This window comes from Nocardia sp. NPDC050630, from assembly GCF_044457245.1.
Lineage (GTDB): Bacteria > Actinomycetota > Actinomycetes > Mycobacteriales > Mycobacteriaceae > Nocardia.
This window is the reverse complement of sequence record NZ_JBITGN010000008.1, coordinates 179849-198416: the sequence shown is the minus strand read 5'-3', so window position 1 is coordinate 198416 and position 18568 is coordinate 179849. Positions and strand designations below refer to the sequence as shown.

Below are 18568 nucleotides of genomic sequence, written 5' to 3'. Positions count from 1 at the left end.
CGCGCCCGGGCGCGCGCCCCCCCCGCCCCCCCCCAGCCCCCGGGGGGGGGGGGGCCCCGGCCCCCCCCCCCCCACACCAGGGGGCCGCGAACCCGCAGCGCCGAAGGCGCTGCCATTAGACAGAGCCGGTAGCATAGGGGTTGCCGGTTTCCGGCTTCACGAACCCATTGCCGAGAGGAACAAGTTGTCACCCGCGTCCGAGGGCGCCGCACAGGAGGGCTCCTCTACCGAGCCGGGTGACAAACCCGGCGCTCTCCATTCCACAGCCGCCCGATCCGATTCAGCTCATCGTATGTTTCGCAGGTGGTGCTGACGATGTCCGTCGTGCTCACCGTGCTCAGCCTGATCGGGTTCATCGCGCTCACCGTCGGCACCGCATTATTCGTTGCCGCCGAATTCTCACTCACCGCATTGGAGCGCAGCACCGTCGAATCGGATGTGCGTACGGTCGGGGATGCCCGCTCGCGCATGGTCCGGCAGGCGCACACCACGTTGTCGTTCCAGCTCTCCGGCGCCCAGCTCGGTATTACCATCACGACCCTGATCACCGGTTATATCGCCGAACCCGTCCTGGCCCGACTGATATCGCCGCTTTTCACCGCGCTCGGTCTGAGCCGAGGTGCGGCGCAGGGCATCTCGCTCACCCTGGCGCTGCTGCTTGCCACCTCGCTGTCGATGATCTACGGCGAGCTGGTCCCGAAGAACATCGCGATATCGAAGCCGCTCGGCACCGCCCGGGTCACCGCGGGCCCGATGATCGCCTTCTCGGTGGTGTTCAAGTGGATGATCCACTTCCTCAATGGCACCGCGAACTGGGTGGTGCGCCGCCTGGGTGTGGAACCGGCCGAGGAGTTGCGTTCGGCGCGCTCCCCGCAGGAACTCGGCTCGCTGGTGCGCACTTCCGCACTGCGCGGCGCGCTGGACCACCGCACCGCGCAGTTGGTCGATCGCTCGCTGCAATTCGGTGAGCGCAGCGCCGAGGAATTGATGACGCCGCGAGTCAAGATCGAATCCCTGGACAAGTCCGACACCATCGCCGATCTGATCGCGGCCGCCAGCCGCACCGGGTACTCCCGCTTCCCGGTAATCGACGGCGATCTGGACAACACCCTCGGGGTGGTGCACGTCAAACAGGCGTTCACCCATGCGGCGAATGTCCGCAACACCATCCCGCTGTATCTGCTCGCCCGGCCGGTGCCGATCGTGCCCGCCAGCCTCGACGGCGACGAGGTGCTCGAGCGGGTGCGCGCCGACGGCATGCAGGTCGCGCTGGTGGTCGACGAATACGGTGGTACCGCGGGCATCGTCACCATGGAGGATCTCATCGAGGAAATCCTCGGCGATGTCCGCGACGAGCACGATGAGGAAGAACGCGATGTCCGCCGGGTCGCCGACGGCTGGGACTGCTCGGGATTGCTGCGCATCGACGAGGTCTCTCGCGCCACCGGCTATGACGCGCCCGAGGGCGAATACGAAACCCTCGGCGGTCTGGTACTCACCCGGCTCGGCCGAATCCCGGTGACCGGCGATGAGGTGATCCTGCCGAATCCACGGTCCTCGCACCGTCATCCCAACGACGAGGACGGCGGCTGGATCGCCAAGGTCGAACGGATGGACGGGCGGCGCATCGATCGGATTCGGCTGATCCCGGTCGCGGCCGCCGTGCTGAAGGAGAACAGCCATGGGTGATCTCCTGGGTGTCCTGTTGACGGTGGTGCTGCTGGCCTGCAACGCCTTCTTCGTCGCCGCCGAATTCGCCCTCATCTCCGCGCGCCGCGACCGTCTCGAAGCGCTCGCCGCGCAGGGAAAGCGCAAGGCGCACACGGTGATCCGGGCTGGTGAGAACCTGTCCATGATGTTGGCCGCCGCACAGCTCGGCATCACCATCTGCTCGATCCTGCTCGGCCGGGTCGGCGAACCCGCGGTGGCGCATCTGCTGGCGGGGCCATTCGAGCTGGTCGGCCTGCCCGAACAGCTGCTGCATCCGGTGGCCTTCGCCATCGCGCTGGCGATCGTGGCGATCCTGCACATTCTGTTCGGCGAGATGATTCCGAAGAATATCGCGCTGGCCGGACCGGAACGAAGTGCGCTGCTGCTGGTTCCGGTGCACCTGATGTGGTTGCGCTTGGCGCGTCCGCTCATCGCGCTCTACAACCTGGCCGCGAATCTGTCGCTGCGCATGTTGCGGGTCGAGCCGAAGGACGAGCTGGAGGCGACGGTCTCCAGTGTGGAACTCGCCGAGATGATCGGTGAGTCCCGTTCGGAGGGACTGCTCGACGAGGAGGAGCACCGCCGCCTCACCCAGGCGCTCGGCACCTCCGATCGCGTGGTCGGCGATGTGATGGTGCGGCTGGCGACGACCCGCTCGGTTCCGCTGCGCGGCAATGGCACCACGCTCGGCGATATCGAAACCGCGGTCGCCGAAACCGGCTTCTCCCGGTACCCGGTGCGCGCTGGTGACGGTTCGCTGGTCGGGTACCTGCATGTGAAGGATGTGCTCGACAAGGTCGCCGATGAAAGCGCCGGACCGAATACGCCCATCCCGCGCACCGATATTCGCCCATTGCCGACGGTGAGCACTGGTACACCCCTGTACGAGGCGCTGGCCCGCTTGCGGCGCACCAACTCCCACCTCGGCCGCGTGGTGGATACGCGCGGCAATACTGTGGGCATTGTGGCGCTGGAGGATCTGGTGGAAGAGTTCGTCGGCACTGTGCGCGACGGGACGCACCGGGTGATCGAATGATCGTGCTGGCCGAGTCCGAGTGGCGGGCCGGGGCTGCCGCGCACCGGGCTCGGCTGGACGAGCTCGTCGGACCGTATCTCCAACGACGCGCGGCGGGGTCGTCACATCCGGTGATCGACTTCCTGTTCACCTACTACGGACATAAGCCCGCCCAATTGCGGCGCTGGCATCCGGGATTCGGTGTCGCATTGGCGGGCGCGCGGGAGTACGACGGGGCTCGTGGGTATCACCAACACGGCCCGGCTGTTTACGCTGCCGACCCCGCGTTCATCCGCAGGCGTCGCGACACCATCGAGTTCATCGCAAAACTGCTGCGCGCCACCGCATCGCGCCCGGCACAGCTGTCTTGCTTCGGCCTGCACGAGTGGGCAATGGTGTACAAAACCGACGAGGTCCGCCACCAACAGGTGCCGCTGCGCTTGGGCGGCATCGGCACCGATGCGGTCGTCGAATCGATGTCCTTGCGCTGCAGCCACTTCGACGCGTTCCGCTTCTTCACCCCGGAGGCCGTCGGTCGCAATGCCGAGCCATTGACGCGCGCCGACCAGGTCGCCCGGGAACAGCCCGGCTGCCTGCACGCCAATATGGACCTCTACAAATGGGGTTTCAAACTGACCCCGCTGCTGCGCTCCGACCTGCTCCTCGACTACTTCGAATTCGCCTGCGCCGCACGCGAACTCGATATGCGCGCGAGCCCGTATGACCTGACCGAATACGGCTACGAGCCGGTCCGCATCGAAACTCCCACGGGGCGGGCCGAATACGTCCGGGCACAGTCGGCTCTGGCCGAGCGGTCGGCGGGACTCAGACAGTCGCTGCTCGACGTCTGCACATCGCTACTGAAATACGACACCGAGGCACTCGCCGTCAGCTGACCGTAGTAGCGAAACACACCAATTACCTGGCATTTCCGCCAAAACCCACCTTTGAGTTGCTGCTTGTTAATACCATTCAGTCAGTTCATGCTCCGTCTGAGTCGGCGCAGTATGTGCCCATGATGAGGAAAGTTGGGATGCAACGATGCACCCGAAGCTGACACTGCGCCGTGCCAGGCCCTTGGCCTTGTTCGCCACCATGGTTGTGGCCGCGATGATGCTGCCGAGCAGCGCATCGGCCGATCTGCAAGACGATATCGCCACCGCGGTCCAGGAGTTCCTCGATGTCGGCCGAACCTCGGTGCCCCGGGCGGACTGCGGACCGGGTTCGATGCCGGAAACCGGGCTGCAGGGCGATGTCCCGGCCACCGATCGCGACAGTCGGCGCAGCACCCAGGGCTACTCCTGCAATATGTCGATGGTCGGCAATTACGCCGGGCGCGGCGCGGGCATCACCTCCACCAGCTTCGACCATTGCGCGTATATGGGTTCATTCTTCCCCGGCGACCTGTTCAGCGAGGGCCGCGGCGTCCAGGTACTCGATATCTCCGATCCGGCGCACCCACGCCCGACAGTCACCCTGACCGAACCCGCGATGCTCGCGGGCACCTGGGAGAGTCTGAAGGTCAATACCGAACGCAAGCTGCTGGTCGGGACCGGTGTGCCGGTTGGCGAGGGCGTCGGCTATCTGTCGGTCTACGACATCTCCGATTGCGCGTACCCGAAGCTGCTCAATCCGGGACCGGGCACCAATCTGGCAATGCCGCTGCCGATCACCACGCACGAGGGCGGTTGGTCCCCCGATGGCCGCACCTACTGGACCTCGGGTATCGCGCCCGGTTTCGTCAGCGCGGTCGATCTGACCGATCCGAACAACCCCCACGTCATCTGGCAGGGACTGACCGGCATCGAGGCGCACGGCTTCGGCATCAGTCCGGACGGCAACCGCATGTACCTGTCCGCGCTGGGCGGATTCACCGTCCTCGATATCAGCGCGGTGCAGCGCCGCGACCCCAATCCGCAGGTCACCCATATCGGCCGCACCTTCTGGACCGATGGCTGGGCTACCCAGCACAGCATCCCGGTGACCTACGACGGTAAGCCCTACCTCTACACCGTCGACGAAGGCGGTTCCGGGGGCGTGAAACTCATCGATATCTCCAACGACACCGCGCCCAAGGTCGCCGGGAAGGTGAAGCTGGAGATCAACCTGCTGCAGAACATCGATAGCAATATCGGTAGTTCGATGGGCGGTTCGGTCTTCGCCTACGAATCGCACTATTGTGCCGCCGACCGCCCGGACAATCCGACCGCACTCGCATGCGGCTGGATCTCCTCCGGCATCCGGGTTTTCGACGTCGGTGATCCGCACAATATCCGTGAGATCGCCTACTTCAATCCGCCCGCACGGACCGGCCAGAACCTGAGCCTGTGGAACTCACCGCACGCCCTCGCCTCGATCATCGGCGTGCCATTGATTAGCACACTACCGGCCGCACGCGCGGTGTTGGAGGGGCAATTCGATCCGTTGGACGCGCTCACCCCGCGCACCGGCAAGCTCGCCTTCGGCGATGTCTCCACCGATTGGTGCTTCTCACCGCCGGAGTGGCGCGGCAACCAGTTGTATGTCGCCTGCTCCGATAACGGATTCATGGTGCTACAACTCGAGAACGATGTGTATACGGTGCCGGCGAATCAGCAATCGACCGTCGGGTCGTAGCCGTGTCCCGTTGGTTCCGAGTCGGGGCGCTCGCCTCTGTCGCGTTCGTCCTGGTGGTGCTCGGGGCGGCGCTGCGTCCGCTCGTACTGCCCGAAGCGCACACGGCCGCATCGATTCTCAACGCGGTCGAGATCGGATTCGCGCAGGATATGGCGGCACATCATCAGCAAGCGCTGATCATGGTGCAACGCTTGGATCGTGGCGTGGACCCGACCGTGCTGCGGTTGGCGCAACAGCTTTCGGACGCGCAGCGCATCGAGATCGGTACCATGCTTGGGTGGCTGCGGTTGGCCGATGCGTCGCCACTCTCGGCGCATCCGATGGCGTGGATGCACACCGATGCGGCTACCTCGCAACATCATTCGAATACGAGCCACGCGAATAGCGATGCGATGCCGGGCATGGCGACTACCGCCGAACTCGACGCGCTGGCCGCAGCCCGCGGTCACAACGCCGAAACCCTGTTCCTGCAACTGATGTTCCGTCATCACCAGGGTGGACTGGCGATGGCTCGTGTCGCTGACGAACTGCTGACCTCCGGCCCGGTCAAGGAAACCGCCCGCTCGATGTTCCAGAGTCAGAGCCAGGAGGCCGGTGTGATCAGCGTGCTGCTCACCCAACTCGGTGGTCAGGCCCCGCATTAGCCGACCCGCGCCCACTCTCCGGATGCGGGTCTAACACACGGTGCCAACTCAGGGCTTTTGCCAGAGTCCCTCGGTTTTCGGAAAGGTCCGGCTGGGTCGTAGACGGTGTGCGGCTGTAGGCAACTGCGGAGGTAAGGTCGATCCAGATCGACGGCACAGAAAGGCTCGAGCGACACGTGATCCGGACCGAGACAGTCACCATCCCCGAACACGTGCACGGATATCCCGACGTCGCATTCGGCGGATACGTCGCGGGTCTGGTGGCCGGGCCGTGCGAGGCCACCGAGATACGCGTCGACTTCCGCGCACGGGTGCCGCTCGAGACCCCGATGTCATTGCGCCCCACCAGATCAGGTGGATATGCGCTCACCGACACCGACGGTGCGTTACTCGCCGAATCGACTCCGGCGGTGCTCAGCATCGATCCGCCGAGCCCCCCGAGTTGGGCCGAGGCCAAGGCCGTCACCGACGCGGCCATGGTGTCGCGCCGTGTCACCGACTGCTTTGGCTGTGGCGCCGCATGCGCACCCGGCCGCGGCCTGCGCCTGCTCACCTGGGACACCGCGGATCACGACCTCGTCCTCGCCGCGTGGACTCCCGATCCCGAGTTGGCCGACGAATCCGGCCGACTCCCACCGGAAGTCGTCTGGTCCGCCCTCGACTGCCCCGGTGGCTGGACCGCCATGCGCAAACAAGGCATGGGCTTCGGCGGTGTGACCGCGGCCCTCACCGCCACCCAACTTCAGCCCATCTACCCCGACTCCCCCTACATCTCCTACGCCTGGCCCATCAGTCATCAGGGCCGCAAATACACTGTCGGCATAGCCCTCGCAACGCCCTCGGGCGATCTCTGCGCCGTCGCCGAAGCCCTCTGGATTCAGCCCAAACCTTGAACCAGCTCGGTCGCGGTGGGCACTTACTTCATAGTGGCGAGGTTGTGCCAGAGATTTCGCAGGCTGTCGGTGCCGCCGAATAGCGTGGTGAAGTTGGTGGAATCGATGAGCACGATATCGCCGGCTCGCCTGCCAGCGGGTGGCATCCAGATCAGCGCGTTGAATTCCGTGTGGCCGGCGGCGGTGAAGGGATGGGGCCGCCCGGGGTCGACACGCTGGCGGCCCAGGACACGAAGCGTATCGGTTTCCGGCGCGGTGAGCTCGTAGTGCGGCAGATGGGGGTGGAAGTTGAATGTCGTGACGTTGTCCAGCAGCCGGGGCGCGTCCAGATCGCGGAACCCGGTCAAGGGTGCGATCTCATCGGTGCCGTCGACCACCGCGGGTCGCAGGCCCCATTTGTTGTGCACCGGAACATCGAGGGCCCGCATGAGCGAGCGTGTGTACTGGCCGAATCGTTGCTGCCGCGGCACCAGCGGGTCGCCGTGATGCTCGTATTCCATTTGCCGCTGCGCATAGTCGTCGGTGCAGCCGACGTCGTGGTGCGGTGCCAGCAGCAGACAGGTGCCTTCACGTTGCAGCCAGTCGCGGATCGCCTCGCACTCCTCCGGTGTGGCTTGCTGCTCGGAGAGCACGTGATCGAGCCCGAACACCATCAGGGTGTCGGTGTCTTCCAGGATCCGCTCGTCGATCGGCAAGGTGTAGCCCGCCTGGTCTATACGCTGGAACACCGCGACGGGGTGACCGGTGGCCTCCCCGGCCAACTGCTGAAACGCCAGGGTCGAGCGATGGAACAGTTCCAACGTGCCTGCGATGCCCTGTAGAAAGTGCGCGGCGTCGTATTCCGGGGTCTCGTAGCTCGGCCACAGCACGTTGCGGACCTCGGTCATCGTCGAGAAGCGGTTGTACATCGCGGCAGGATCGCGTTGAGCCTCCCACGGATAGCTCCACGTCCAATAGATGGTCATCCGCCGCCGCCCGTCATGGCTGCGCGGAATGTGGGTCTGGTTGTAGGTGCGTGCCAGCGGCAGCGTGCTCATGGTGTGACCTCTCGGCTGTCGAGCGTGGCCAGGTATCGCAGAGCGCTGATGCTCGGAAGGAAGAAGTACGCGCCGCCGGTGAGCGTGGTGAACGCAGGCAGTCCCGGGTGCACCTTGCGAATGGGCCGCTTGGGGATCGTGAAGTCGAAGGTGCCGTCCTGGGTGCCGCAGATGGGGTCGTGCTCGTTGCCGAGTTCGTGGAATGTCTTGTCGTTGATCCAGACGTTTTGGGCGAACTCGAATTGGCGTACCAGGCTGGCGCAGATGATGAATGCGGCGATCCCGCGGTCCACTCCGTCGTCGGGGGCATCCTCGGGTAGCGCGGGGCCGTAGGTGGCGCCGCGGCGAATCATTCTGCGGCGGTTCATGTTTGCCGCGGTGTCGCGAGGATTGAGGCGTCGTGCATGCGCGCCGAGTGGTACAGCGTAGCCGTGCGGATCCATCTCCTTGTAGTTGAAGTCGTTGTTGCGCATGGGATCCGCACCCAGCGCCGGATCATCCCGGTCCGGGGCCAGCACCAGCGGTGCGCCGCTGCGCCAGCGTCCCATGATCTTCGCGGCTAGCAACTCCTGCCCGTCCGGGGTGTCCGCGTGCTCGCGCAGATAGCTCCGAAACGCACCGACATGTTCTTGCAGCCGCCGGTAGGCCATATAGCTGCCGTTGCGGAACAACACCTCCGGCTGCGGCAGCGCTCGCGGTGGTCCTTCCTCGTCGGGATAGCCCAGGATGAATTCGCCGGGTTGCAGCGCGGCTCCCGACCCGGGGGTCGGTGTTTCGCCGGATCCGTCGATCACGGGCTGGGACAACCGGTCTCGGAACCCGAAATGATCGTGGGCGTAATCGAAGGGCGGCGTCGCGTTCAGATCCAGGAACGACAACACGCGCACACCGGGGCAGCGGGCCACTAGCTTGTCATGTTCGGTAGTGCAGCGCTGATGCTCGGCATCGGTGCGGGCGAACAGGATCGCGATGGCGTGCAGGTCCTCACCTGCCAGCCCGCCTACCCAGTTGTCGGGATGAGCAGCGCCCGTGTCGCCCAGGATATCCGCGCGTGCGGCCATGCCTTCGCGGAACTCGTCCGGGAAGGTGCTGAGCACTTCCTCCGGCACGCCGAGCGCCCGCAGCCCGTGCCAGGTGAAGGCCAGCGTGACCCAGCGGTCGGAACTATCCATCGTTGCGCTCGCATCTGCCGCCGATTGCACGCGGTCCACCAGCGGCGTCAACCAAGCCCGAGCCCCCATGGGATCATCGAAGGACAGAAACTCGTAGCGGCCGGTCACCGCCGGGGTCCGGGTCAGCAGGATGTGCTGAATATCGTCGAGTTCTAGCATGGGTCACGGTACTTACTGCATCTGATCGAGCATTTCGGAGAACGCCGCCTTCAGTCGCAGCGCCTTTTTGATCTCGATGCCGGTGACGTAGGGGTATTCACCGTATTCGAGGAAGCTCGGGAATTGGTGCTCGCGAACATATTTCACGAACGACGCCGGATTTTCCTTCCAATCCTCGGGGAATCCTTCCAGATTCGTGAAAACCGTTGTTATGCCAGTCTGCGAGAACAGCGTAACGGCATCCTCGGTGTATTTGTCGAAATCGGTATCGAAGATGCCTTGATATTGGAAATGCAGACCGAATCCGACATCGAACAACAGCCACCGTAGATAGTGCAGTCGCAGCGGTGCCAGCACCTCTGGATCAGCTGCGACCGCGGCCTCGAGATCCTTGCCGTGCGCGCGAATAGCTTCTTCCCGACCGGGTTTCACTTTGGCGATGATCGAGAACCCATAACACGAAGGCGTCCGGGGATAGATCGGACCGTACCTTCCCCGTTCCAGTTCGAAATAGCCCTCCGCCGGGATGGCCATCGCCGCCGGTTTACTCCAGTCATGCTCGGTTATCGACATACCTTCACCCACCTTCCGCGACAGTAAGGCTGGCCCCTTGCTCATGCTATGCCTTCGGCGCATGACCCCGAAACCCCTGATGTGCGGTAATCGAGACAGCAGTAATCACCCACGTAGGTTCGGTGGAGGTGCGACGGGCTACATTGTAGAAAATTCAAATTGATTGGAATTCCTGCCCACCGGCGCTCGGATTTGACAGAATTACGTCATGTCGACATCGCCGGAAGACACCGAGTCGGCGCCGACCCCGCGCCGGTTATCGACGCCACGAGCCGCCGCACTCGCCGGAGTGGTCTTCGCGGTCTTGTTCGGCACAACGCTGATCTTGATCCGTATCGACATGCCTGACGGCATCGAAGGCTCGACTCATTGGCTGAACAGCCAGCGGAGCGCGATCCGAATAGCGACGGTGCTCATGCCGTTCGCCGGAATCAGCTTCTTATGGTTCATCGGCGTCGTCCGTGACGGATTCGGGCGCTACGAGGACCGGTTCTTCCTGTCGGTATTCCTCGGCAGCGGACTGCTGTTCCTGGCGATGATGTTCGTCGGCACCGCCGTCGCGGCCGGTCTGGTGTCCAGCGACACCGACGTCACCGACCCGGCGGCCCGCGCCGAAGTGGTCGACTTCGGCAAGATGGTCGTGGTTTCGGCGTGCCAGACCTACGCACTGCGGATGGCGGCCGTATTCATGATCTCGCTCGCGACGATTTGGCTGAAGACCGGGCTGATGCCCCGCTGGCTCGCGGGTCTCAGCTATCTGGCCGCCGTGGCGCTCCTGGTCGCCAGCGAAACGACCAGATGGATGACCCTTGCCTTCCCAGCGTGGGTGCTCGTGGTCAGCGTCCTCATCCTGGTTCGCTCCCCATCCCGAACGTGACAAACACCCACCAGGTCTGCGCGACTGTGCGACAGTACCCCTTGTGGAGGAGCCAGTTCCTCGCCCTTCGGCCGATCTGGAGATGGTCTACCAGGCCGTCGCGGACCGACGTCTGCAAAACGAGAACCTGCTCTGGCAGGTTCCCACCCTCAGTCTGACCGCCCAGGCATTCTTGTTCAGCATCTCGATGGCATCCGCCAACGATTCCGTCGCGCGAATAGCCTCGGCGTCGCTCGCGCTGATCGTGTCCATCATTTCGATCATGCTCATGGCGAGCCATCGCCTCGCCGAACGCAAGGACGCGCTGTGGCTGGAGCGGTTCGAACAGCAGCGGATCGGCGCGGGCGCCTGGGGTGCCCACGGCAGCGTCTTCGAGACGCAACAGCAGAATGCCAATCTCGACGTCGGCTGGCTGGACAACCTGATACCGATGCGGCAGATGTTCACAGTCTGGGTGGTCGGACTGGCCTGTTTCGGTGTGACCGCCATCTTCATGATCATCCGGACACTGGTTGGTGTCTGGCACTGAGCGGCCTCGGCGGATCTGTCAGGTGTTTTCGGTGAACCGATACCAGGGGCCGTGGAAGGGTTCGTAGCCGATACCGCCTTGTCCGGCGGGGCCGGTACTCGGGGCGCTGTCCGGGAAATAGGCGAAGCCTTCGGAATCGGTGGCTCCGCCACTGACGTAGAACAGGCAGGCGCCGTCGCGGCGGGTGATATAGGTGACGGTGTAGACGCCCAGACGGGTGCGATGGCCGGGGTTGGCGCAGGCGGCGGCCTGATCCTCGAGGATGGGGCGGGACAGGCGCCAACCGGTGGTTTCGGGGACTTCGTACCACACCAGCGCGGCGAGGGCGGCGATCAGCAGCGGTGCCGTCAGGCTCACCAGGACAGCGTGATAGCGGATCAGGCCGAAGATGGCGAAGACGATCGCGACCAGGCCGACCACCGAAAGTCCCACCCACAGCAGCACTTTGGCCGGAAAGCTGCCCTGAGCAGCCAATTCCCAGCACAACGCGGCGCAAAGTAGCGCGATGACGGTGGTGATGGCGCCCATCCAGAGTTCGAACCACAACGGTGTCGGTCGGGTGGCGCTGCTCATGCCAAAGAAGATACGTCGACCTGCCCTGTCCCCGAAGGGAATCGGTTCACCATCTGGTGGAAATATCTCAATGGACGAAGGAAGACCCCCGGCCTCGGCATCCCATCGAGGGGCCGTGACCGGGGGCCGTCGTACCAGACGTTCGGCTCGGTTATTACAGCGGCGGGAAACCGGCCGAACCGGTTGCCATCCAGTTCCAGAACTGTGCCGCGCGGTTCACAACCAGGGCGAATACATCAAGGACAACGCTTCCCATAAAACTTCCTCACATCCGACTACCTCGTGCAGCGCCCAGGGTAACGGATCGTTATGTGGGTCGAAACCAGTGATCCACTCTGCCGACGGGCCGTCGCGTGATAGAGGAATCCCCCGCCCGGCAGGCTCCCGGGCGGGGGATTCACGAGTTACTCGGACGCGTAATGACTTAGACGCAAGCCAGCGCCTTGGCCTCTCGGCGACGGCGGTGCAGGATCGGCTCGGTGTAGCCGTTGGGCTGCTTGGTGCCTTCCAGCACCAGCTCCTTCGCGGCCTGGAACGCAATGCTGCTCGCGAAGTCCGGCGCCATCGGCCGGTAGTTCGGATCGCCCGCATTCTGCTTGTCGACCACCGGCGCCATCCGCTCCAGGCTGGCCACCACCTCCGCCGCGGTGACCACGCCGTGGCGCAACCAGTTCGCCATCAGCTGGCTCGAAATGCGCAGGGTCGCGCGGTCTTCCATGAGACCGACATCCCGGATGTCGGGCACCTTGGAGCAGCCGACGCCCTGGTCGATCCAGCGCACCACATAGCCGAGGATGCTCTGGGAGTTGTTGTCCAGCTCCTGACGCTTCTCCTCATCGGTCCAGTTCGGGTCGGCCGCGAGCGGGATCTCCAGGATCTGATCGACGGTGGCGCGCCGACCACCGGCGGCGATCTCCCGCTGCCGCTCGAACACGTCGACCTGGTGGTAGTGCGTCGCATGCAGGGTGGCCGCGGTCGGCGAGGGCACCCAGGCGGTGTTGGCGCCCGCACGCGGGTGGCCGATCTTCTGCTCGAGCATGTCGTGCATCAGATCCGGCATGGCCCACATGCCCTTGCCGATCTGTGCCCTACCGGGCAGGCCGGCGGCCAGACCGGTGTCGACGTTCCAATCCTCGTAGGACAGGATCCACTGCTGGATCTTCATCTCGGCCTTGCGGACCATCGGCCCGGCCTCCATGGAGGTGTGGATCTCATCGCCGGTGCGGTCCAGGAAGCCGGTGTTGATGAACACCACGCGCTCGGCGGCGGCCTGGATACAGGCCTCGAGGTTGACCGTGGTGCGGCGCTCCTCGTCCATGATGCCGACCTTGAGGGTGTTGCGGGTCAGGCCGAGGACGTCCTCGATCCGGCCGAACAGCTCGTTGGTGAAGGCGACCTCGTCCGGGCCGTGCATCTTCGGCTTGACGATGTACACCGAACCGGTGCGGCTGTTCTTCAACTTCGTATCGCCGAGCAGGCTGTGCTTGGCGATCAGCGAGGTGATCAAGCCGTCCATGATGCCCTCGGGCACCTCGTTGCCCTCGGCATCGATGATCGCGTCGGAGGTCATCAGGTGACCGACATTGCGCACGAACAGCAGCGACCGGCCGTGCAGCACCAGCTCGCCACCATCGAGCGCGGTGTAGACGCGGTCCGGGTTCATGGTGCGGGTGAAGGTCTTGTCGCCCTTGGTCACCTTCTCCGCCAGCTCACCTTTCATCAGGCCGAGCCAGTTGTGGTAGCACAGCACCTTGTCCTCGGCGTCCACCGCGGCGACCGAATCCTCGAAGTCCATGATTGTGGTGACCGCGGACTCCAGTACCACATCCTTGACACCGGCCGGATCGGTCTTGCCGATCGGCGAGGCGGGGTCGATCTGGATGTCGATGTGCAAACCGTTGTGCTTCAAAAGGATCGAGGTCGGCGAGGCCGGATCGCCCAGGTAACCGACCAGTTCCGCGCCGTCGGCGGCCAGTGTGGTGACCCCGTCATCGCTCAGCGTGACCGCCAGCTTGCCACCGTCGATCGCGTAGTGCGTCGAGCCACCGTGCGAGCCGTTGGCCAGCGGGGCAGCGGTATCGAGGAACTTGCGCGCGAATTCGATCACGCGACCGCCGCGGACCGGGTTGTAACCGGTGCCCTTCTCGCCGCCGTCGGCCTCGGAAATGGCATCGGTGCCGTAAAGGGCGTCGTAGAGCGAACCCCAGCGCGCATTCGCGGCATTGATCGCGAACCGGGCGTTCATCACCGGCACCACGAGCTGTGGGCCAGCGGTGGTGGCGATCTCGTCGTCCACATTCTGGGTGGCGATCTCGAAATCGGCCGGTTTCGCACGCAGGTAGCCGATATCGCCGAGGAAGCTCTTGTAGGCGGCCTTGTCGTAGTTCGTGCCGGGGTGTTCGGCGTGCCAGGCATCGAGTTTGCCCTGGATTTCGTCGCGTTCGGCCAGCAGGGCGCGGTTGCGCGGAGCGAGGTCATTGATGACCCGCTCGGCTCCGGCCCAGAACGCGGCGGAATCTACGCCGGTTCCGGGAAGCGCCTCGTTCTCGATGAACTCGTGGAGAACGCTGGCCACCTGGAGCCCGCCGACCTGAATCCGCTCTGTCATCTACTGCCTCACTTTTGAGAAAGCCGGGTGGGAAAAATCGCAACCAATGTTACCCATCGGTAGTGATGTGACGGTGTGTCGGGGCCTTGATTGTATCGTCCGGCGGAATTAATGTACTGATCGGAACATTACCGGCAGCCGGAGCAATGGAGCGCAATGCCAGGACAGTCGTTAGCGGATAAGGTCGCGCTGGTCACCGGCGGTAGCCGCGGACTCGGTCGGGAGATGGTGCTGGCCTTCGCAGCGGCCGGTGCGGATGTGGTGATCGCCAGTCGCAAACTCGACGCGTGCGCCGCGCTCGCCGATGAGGTGAAGAACACCCATGGTCGGCGCGCGTTACCGGTGGCGTGCAATGTCAGCGATTGGGCGCAGTGCGATGCGCTGGTCGAGGCGGCCTACGCGGAGTTCGGCAAGGTCGACGTGCTGGTCAACAACGCCGGGATGTCACTGCTGTATCCGAGTCTGGATCAGGTGAGCGAGGAGATGTTCGACAAGGTGATCGCGGTGAATCTCAAGGGTCCGTTCCGTTTGTCGACCTTGATCGGCACCCGGATGGCCGCCGCCGACGGCGGATCGATCATCAATATCTCCTCGATAGAGGCGGCGCGACCGGAACCGCTCGCGGTCCCGTACGCGGCCGCCAAGGCCGGATTGGCCAATCTCACCGGCGGTCTCGCGCAGAGTTTCGCACCGACGGTGCGGGTCAACACGATTCAATGCGGTCCGTTCGAGACGGATATTTCCAAGGCATGGCCCGATGAGTTGCGGGCGGAGCTGACTCGACATATGGCTCTCGGGCGGGTCGGCCGCCCGGATGAAATCGTCGGCGCGGCACTGTACTTCGCGACGGACGACGCAGCGTACTGTACCGGCGCAACCCTGGCACTGGACGGCGGCTGGCGATGAAGGCTCTGACTTACCAAGGACCCCAACAGATCTCCTACACAGAGGTCCCCGATCCGGTGCTGCCGGGGCGCGACGGGGCCATCGTTCGCGTGAGCGCTGCCGGAATCTGCGGTAGCGATCTGCACATCTATGCCGGGCACGGTTTTACCGATGGCACCGGATACAGCGTGGGGCACGAGGCGGTCGGCGAGATCGTCGAATTGGGTTCGGGTATACAGGGGTTCGCGATCGGCGACCGAGTGCTGGTCTCCGCATCCGTCGGCTGCAACCGCTGCGCGAAGTGCAAGACAGGCATCGTGGCGGCCTGCGAACGCCATCCAATGCCCGCCGATGCCTGCTACGGACTCGGCGGATCGCTCGCGGGTGCGCAGGCCGAATATCTCGCGGTCCCCCATGCCGAGGGGAATCTGGTACGGCTTCCCGATACGGTCAGCGATGAAGCGGCGATCGTGCTCACTGATAATGCGCCGACCGCCTGGTACGGCGCACGCCGCACCCGCATCGCACCGGGTGAGACCGTTGTGGTGATCGGGCTCGGACCGGTCGGGCTGATGGCCGTGCAGTCGGCATTCGCGATGGGCGCGTCGCGGGTGCTCGGGGTGGATCTGGTGGCCGAGCGCCGCAAGCGTGCCGCCGAATTGGGCGCGGAGATAGTCGAATCCGAGGAGCCCAAGACTGTCATCCGCGAAATGCTCAGCGGCGGCTCGGATGTCGCGATCGAGGCGGTCGGCACCGACGCGACCATCAGTCTCGCCATCAGCGCCGTCGGACATCGCGGCCGAGTCGGCGTGGTCGGGGTCAGTCATAACCGCGCCTTTCCGTTCCATATGCAGTTGGCGCAGGTCAAGGAGCTCGAATTCCATATCGGACTCTGCTCGATCCAATACGAGCTGCCCGCACTGTTGCGGCTCACCGCGGCCGGACGAATTCGGCCCGAAGCGGTTGTTACACACCGCTTTCCGATGTCGGACGGCGCGAGCGCCTACCGCATGTTCGCCGACCGTGCCGACGGGGTTTCCAAGGTCGTCCTGGATCCGCGCACATGACCGCAGCATCGCGCAGCGATTCAGTGCGGGGTGGCGGGCCGGTGACGGACGGGCCAGAATTGGCCTCACCTCGTCGTCGCGGGCGGCCACCAGCCGCGGAGACCACCGCCGAGGCGACCAGGGCGCGCATCATGGCTGCCGCAGTGGAACTATTCGCGGAGCAGGGCTTCCACGGCACCGGCGTCGCGGAAATCGGTGATCGCGCCGGGGTGCAGCGGGGCGCGCTGTATTACCACATCGGTTCCAAGGAGGAGCTGCTCTGGCAGATCCTGCGCGCTTACATCCAGCTCATGCTCACCGACGCACAGCGGATTTCCCGCAGCACCGACGACCCGATTGTCAAGTTGCGCAAGCTGATTCACAGCCACGTCGGGTTGATTATCGAGCACCGCCGCGAGGTCGCCATCCAACTGCGCGACGTCACCGCGCTGACCGGCGAGCGCGGCGAGGAACTACAGGAAATGCGAGACGAAATACAGGCCTGCTGGCAGCGCGTCATCGATGCCGGTCATGCGGCAGGCGTCCTGCGCACCAGCGATCACGTGGTCACCAACAGTGTGCTCGGCATGCTGAACATGGTGACCTTCTGGTACCGGCCGCACGGTGGGCGCTCGCCCGACGAAATCGCCGACATTGTGGCCTCCACCATTCTCGACGGCATCATCGACACGAAAGGCTGACCATGGCTTGGGATTTCGAAACCGACCCGGAATACCAGCAGAAATTGGACTGGGCGGCGGAGTTCGTCCGCACCGAGGTCGAGCCCCTGGATCTGCTCTACCCGAATCCCTACGACCGCACCAATACCGAGGCGATGGCGCTGATGCGGCCGCTGAAGGAGAAGGTGAAGGAACAGGGGCTGTGGGCCTGCCATCTCGGACCGGACCTGGGCGGCCCCGGCTACGGGCAGCTCAAACTCGGCCTGCTCAACGAAGTGCTCGGCACCTCGATCTGGGCGCCGTCGGTATTCGGTTGCCAGGCACCGGATTCCGGTAACGCGGAAATCCTCGCGCACTACGGCACCCCGGAGCAGAAGGCCAGGTATCTGGAACCGCTGCTGGCCGGTGAGATCGGCTCCTGCTACGTCATGACCGAACCGACCGGCGGCTCGGATCCGACGCTGTTCAAGACCCGCGCGGTGCGCGACGGCGACTCCTGGGTCATCAATGGCGAGAAGTGGTTCAACTCGAATGCGCAGTTCGCCAGCTTCCATATCGTCATGGTGGTCACGAATCCGGATGTCAGTCCGTACCAGGGCATGTCGATGTTCATCGTGCCTGCCGACACCCCCGGCCTGGAAATCGTGAAGAACTTCCACGTGCACGGTTTCAGCGAGCACGAAGGACATCTGCGTTTCACCGATGTCCGGGTGCCCGCCGACCACCTGCTCGGCCAGGAGGGAATGGGTTTCATCGTCGCGCAGACCCGGCTCGGCGGCGGGCGGGTGCACCATGCCATGCGCACGGTCGCATTGGTGCGCAAGGCCTTCGACATGATGGCCGAGCGCGCGGTTTCCCGGCCGATGCGCAAGGGGCCGCTCGCGGGTCTGCAGATGACCCAGGAACGCATCGCCGACAGCTGGATCGAGATGGAGCAATTCCGCCTGCTCGTCCTGCGCACCGCCTGGCGCATCGATAAAGAGCAGGACTATCTGAAGGTGCGCAAGGATATTGCCGCCATCAAGGTGGCGATGCCGAAGGTGATGCACGATATCGCCCAGCGCGCACTGCATCTACACGGCGCTATCGGCGTCAGCCAGGACCTCCCGTTCGTCGACATGATGAATTACGCGGAGGTCATGGCGATAGCCGACGGCCCCACCGAGGTCCACAAGATCACCCTCGCCAAGGAAGTACTGAAGGATTACACCCCCGGCGACCCGGTCTACCCCAGCGGCTACCGCCCCGCCCTGCGCGAACAGGCCCGCGAACTGGTGGCCCGCCGCCTGGAACACATCGTCGGCAATCTCTGAAATCGCTATTGAGTGGTCACCGGGCGGACGCTCACCGTGCAGGTGTCGATGCTCGTGCTGTCCGCGCGCGTATCGGTGGTATTCGGTGCGGTGACCAAAAGCCTGAGTACGTCGGCACTGGATGCTCTCGGCATCGACCGCACCGCCCTCGACCACTGCCTCGGCGTTGTGGTTGCGGACGACGGTCGGGGGCGTATCGATCTCCGTGGGTAGGCCTCCCAGGTAACTGCGCAAGGTG

The 18568-nt window shown here is 64.5% G+C and carries 18 protein-coding genes; 13 read left to right on the top strand and 5 right to left on the bottom strand.

Annotated elements, in window-relative coordinates:
* Positions 1–315: 315 nt before the first annotated feature.
* From ACIBG0_RS22030 to ACIBG0_RS22005, 6 genes are all read left to right on the top strand, one after another.
* A complete protein-coding gene (locus tag ACIBG0_RS22030) occupies positions 316–1689 on the top strand; it encodes a hemolysin family protein (protein WP_397034953.1) in 1374 nt (457 codons plus the stop codon).
* Positions 1682–2746: a hemolysin family protein gene (locus tag ACIBG0_RS22025; protein WP_397034821.1), complete on the top strand. Its 1065-nt coding sequence runs from the start codon at positions 1682–1684 to the stop codon at positions 2744–2746. Before ACIBG0_RS22030 ends, ACIBG0_RS22025 begins: the two co-directional genes overlap by 8 nt.
* Positions 2743–3621, top strand: a complete 879-nt coding sequence (locus ACIBG0_RS22020; RefSeq protein ID WP_397034820.1) for a 3-methyladenine DNA glycosylase — start codon at positions 2743–2745, stop codon at positions 3619–3621. The genes ACIBG0_RS22025 and ACIBG0_RS22020 overlap by 4 nt, the downstream gene beginning before the upstream one ends.
* Positions 3622–3766: 145 nt before the next feature.
* Complete coding sequence (locus ACIBG0_RS22015; RefSeq protein ID WP_397034819.1) at positions 3767–5341, top strand: LVIVD repeat-containing protein; 1575 nt, start codon at positions 3767–3769, stop codon at positions 5339–5341.
* 2 nt (positions 5342–5343) lie between these two features.
* Positions 5344–5985, top strand: coding sequence for a DUF305 domain-containing protein (locus tag ACIBG0_RS22010; RefSeq protein ID WP_397034818.1), 642 nt, complete (start codon positions 5344–5346; stop codon positions 5983–5985).
* A 176-nt stretch (positions 5986–6161) separates the two neighbouring features.
* Positions 6162–6878, top strand: coding sequence for a hypothetical protein (locus tag ACIBG0_RS22005; RefSeq protein ID WP_397034817.1), 717 nt, complete (start codon positions 6162–6164; stop codon positions 6876–6878).
* 23 nt (positions 6879–6901) lie between these two features.
* On the opposite strand, the gene ACIBG0_RS22000 is transcribed toward ACIBG0_RS22005, so the two are convergent.
* From ACIBG0_RS22000 to ACIBG0_RS21990, 3 genes are read right to left on the bottom strand one after another with little or no spacing between them, the layout of a single operon-like run.
* A complete protein-coding gene (locus ACIBG0_RS22000; protein WP_397034816.1) occupies positions 6902–7915 on the bottom strand; it encodes a hypothetical protein in 1014 nt (337 codons plus the stop codon).
* Positions 7912–9246: a Dyp-type peroxidase gene (locus tag ACIBG0_RS21995; RefSeq protein WP_397034815.1), complete on the bottom strand. Its 1335-nt coding sequence runs from the start codon at positions 9244–9246 to the stop codon at positions 7912–7914. Before ACIBG0_RS21995 ends, ACIBG0_RS22000 begins: the two co-directional genes overlap by 4 nt.
* A 12-nt stretch (positions 9247–9258) precedes the next feature.
* Complete coding sequence (locus ACIBG0_RS21990) at positions 9259–9819, bottom strand: hypothetical protein (protein WP_397034814.1); 561 nt, start codon at positions 9817–9819, stop codon at positions 9259–9261.
* 208 nt (positions 9820–10027) lie between these two features.
* On the opposite strand from ACIBG0_RS21990, the gene ACIBG0_RS21985 reads away from it, so the two are divergent.
* Together ACIBG0_RS21985 and ACIBG0_RS21980 are read left to right on the top strand one after the other, a co-directional pair.
* The gene (locus ACIBG0_RS21985; RefSeq protein WP_397034813.1) at positions 10028–10696 is read left to right on the top strand and encodes a hypothetical protein; all 669 of its coding nucleotides are present in this window, start codon (positions 10028–10030) and stop codon (positions 10694–10696) included.
* A 43-nt stretch (positions 10697–10739) separates the two neighbouring features.
* The gene (locus ACIBG0_RS21980) at positions 10740–11225 is read left to right on the top strand and encodes a hypothetical protein (RefSeq protein ID WP_397034812.1); all 486 of its coding nucleotides are present in this window, start codon (positions 10740–10742) and stop codon (positions 11223–11225) included.
* 18 nt (positions 11226–11243) lie between these two features.
* On the opposite strand, the gene ACIBG0_RS21975 is transcribed toward ACIBG0_RS21980, so the two are convergent.
* Both ACIBG0_RS21975 and ACIBG0_RS21970 read right to left on the bottom strand, forming a co-directional pair.
* Positions 11244–11798: a hypothetical protein gene (locus ACIBG0_RS21975; protein ID WP_397034811.1), complete on the bottom strand. Its 555-nt coding sequence runs from the start codon at positions 11796–11798 to the stop codon at positions 11244–11246.
* A 424-nt stretch (positions 11799–12222) separates the two neighbouring features.
* A complete protein-coding gene (locus tag ACIBG0_RS21970) occupies positions 12223–14406 on the bottom strand; it encodes a malate synthase G (protein WP_397034810.1) in 2184 nt (727 codons plus the stop codon).
* A gap of 156 nt (positions 14407–14562) precedes the next feature.
* Here ACIBG0_RS21970 and ACIBG0_RS21965 point away from each other — a divergent pair, with 156 nt between their 5' ends.
* Genes ACIBG0_RS21965 through ACIBG0_RS21945 form a run of 5 tightly spaced genes read left to right on the top strand, consistent with a single transcriptional unit; the run spans position 14563 to position 18543 of the window.
* The gene (locus ACIBG0_RS21965) at positions 14563–15312 is read left to right on the top strand and encodes an SDR family NAD(P)-dependent oxidoreductase (protein WP_397034809.1); all 750 of its coding nucleotides are present in this window, start codon (positions 14563–14565) and stop codon (positions 15310–15312) included.
* A complete protein-coding gene (locus ACIBG0_RS21960; protein WP_397034808.1) occupies positions 15309–16358 on the top strand; it encodes an alcohol dehydrogenase catalytic domain-containing protein in 1050 nt (349 codons plus the stop codon). The genes ACIBG0_RS21965 and ACIBG0_RS21960 overlap by 4 nt, the downstream gene beginning before the upstream one ends.
* On the top strand, positions 16355–17038 hold the full coding sequence (locus tag ACIBG0_RS21955) for a TetR/AcrR family transcriptional regulator (protein ID WP_397034807.1): 684 nt from the start codon (positions 16355–16357) through the stop codon (positions 17036–17038). The genes ACIBG0_RS21960 and ACIBG0_RS21955 overlap by 4 nt, the downstream gene beginning before the upstream one ends.
* Positions 17039–17040: 2 nt before the next feature.
* Entirely contained in the window at positions 17041–18330 is a 1290-nt protein-coding gene (locus ACIBG0_RS21950; RefSeq protein ID WP_397034806.1) for an acyl-CoA dehydrogenase family protein, read from the top strand.
* A 12-nt stretch (positions 18331–18342) separates the two neighbouring features.
* Entirely contained in the window at positions 18343–18543 is a 201-nt protein-coding gene (locus tag ACIBG0_RS21945; protein WP_397034805.1) for a hypothetical protein, read from the top strand.
* Positions 18544–18568 lie beyond the last annotated feature (25 nt).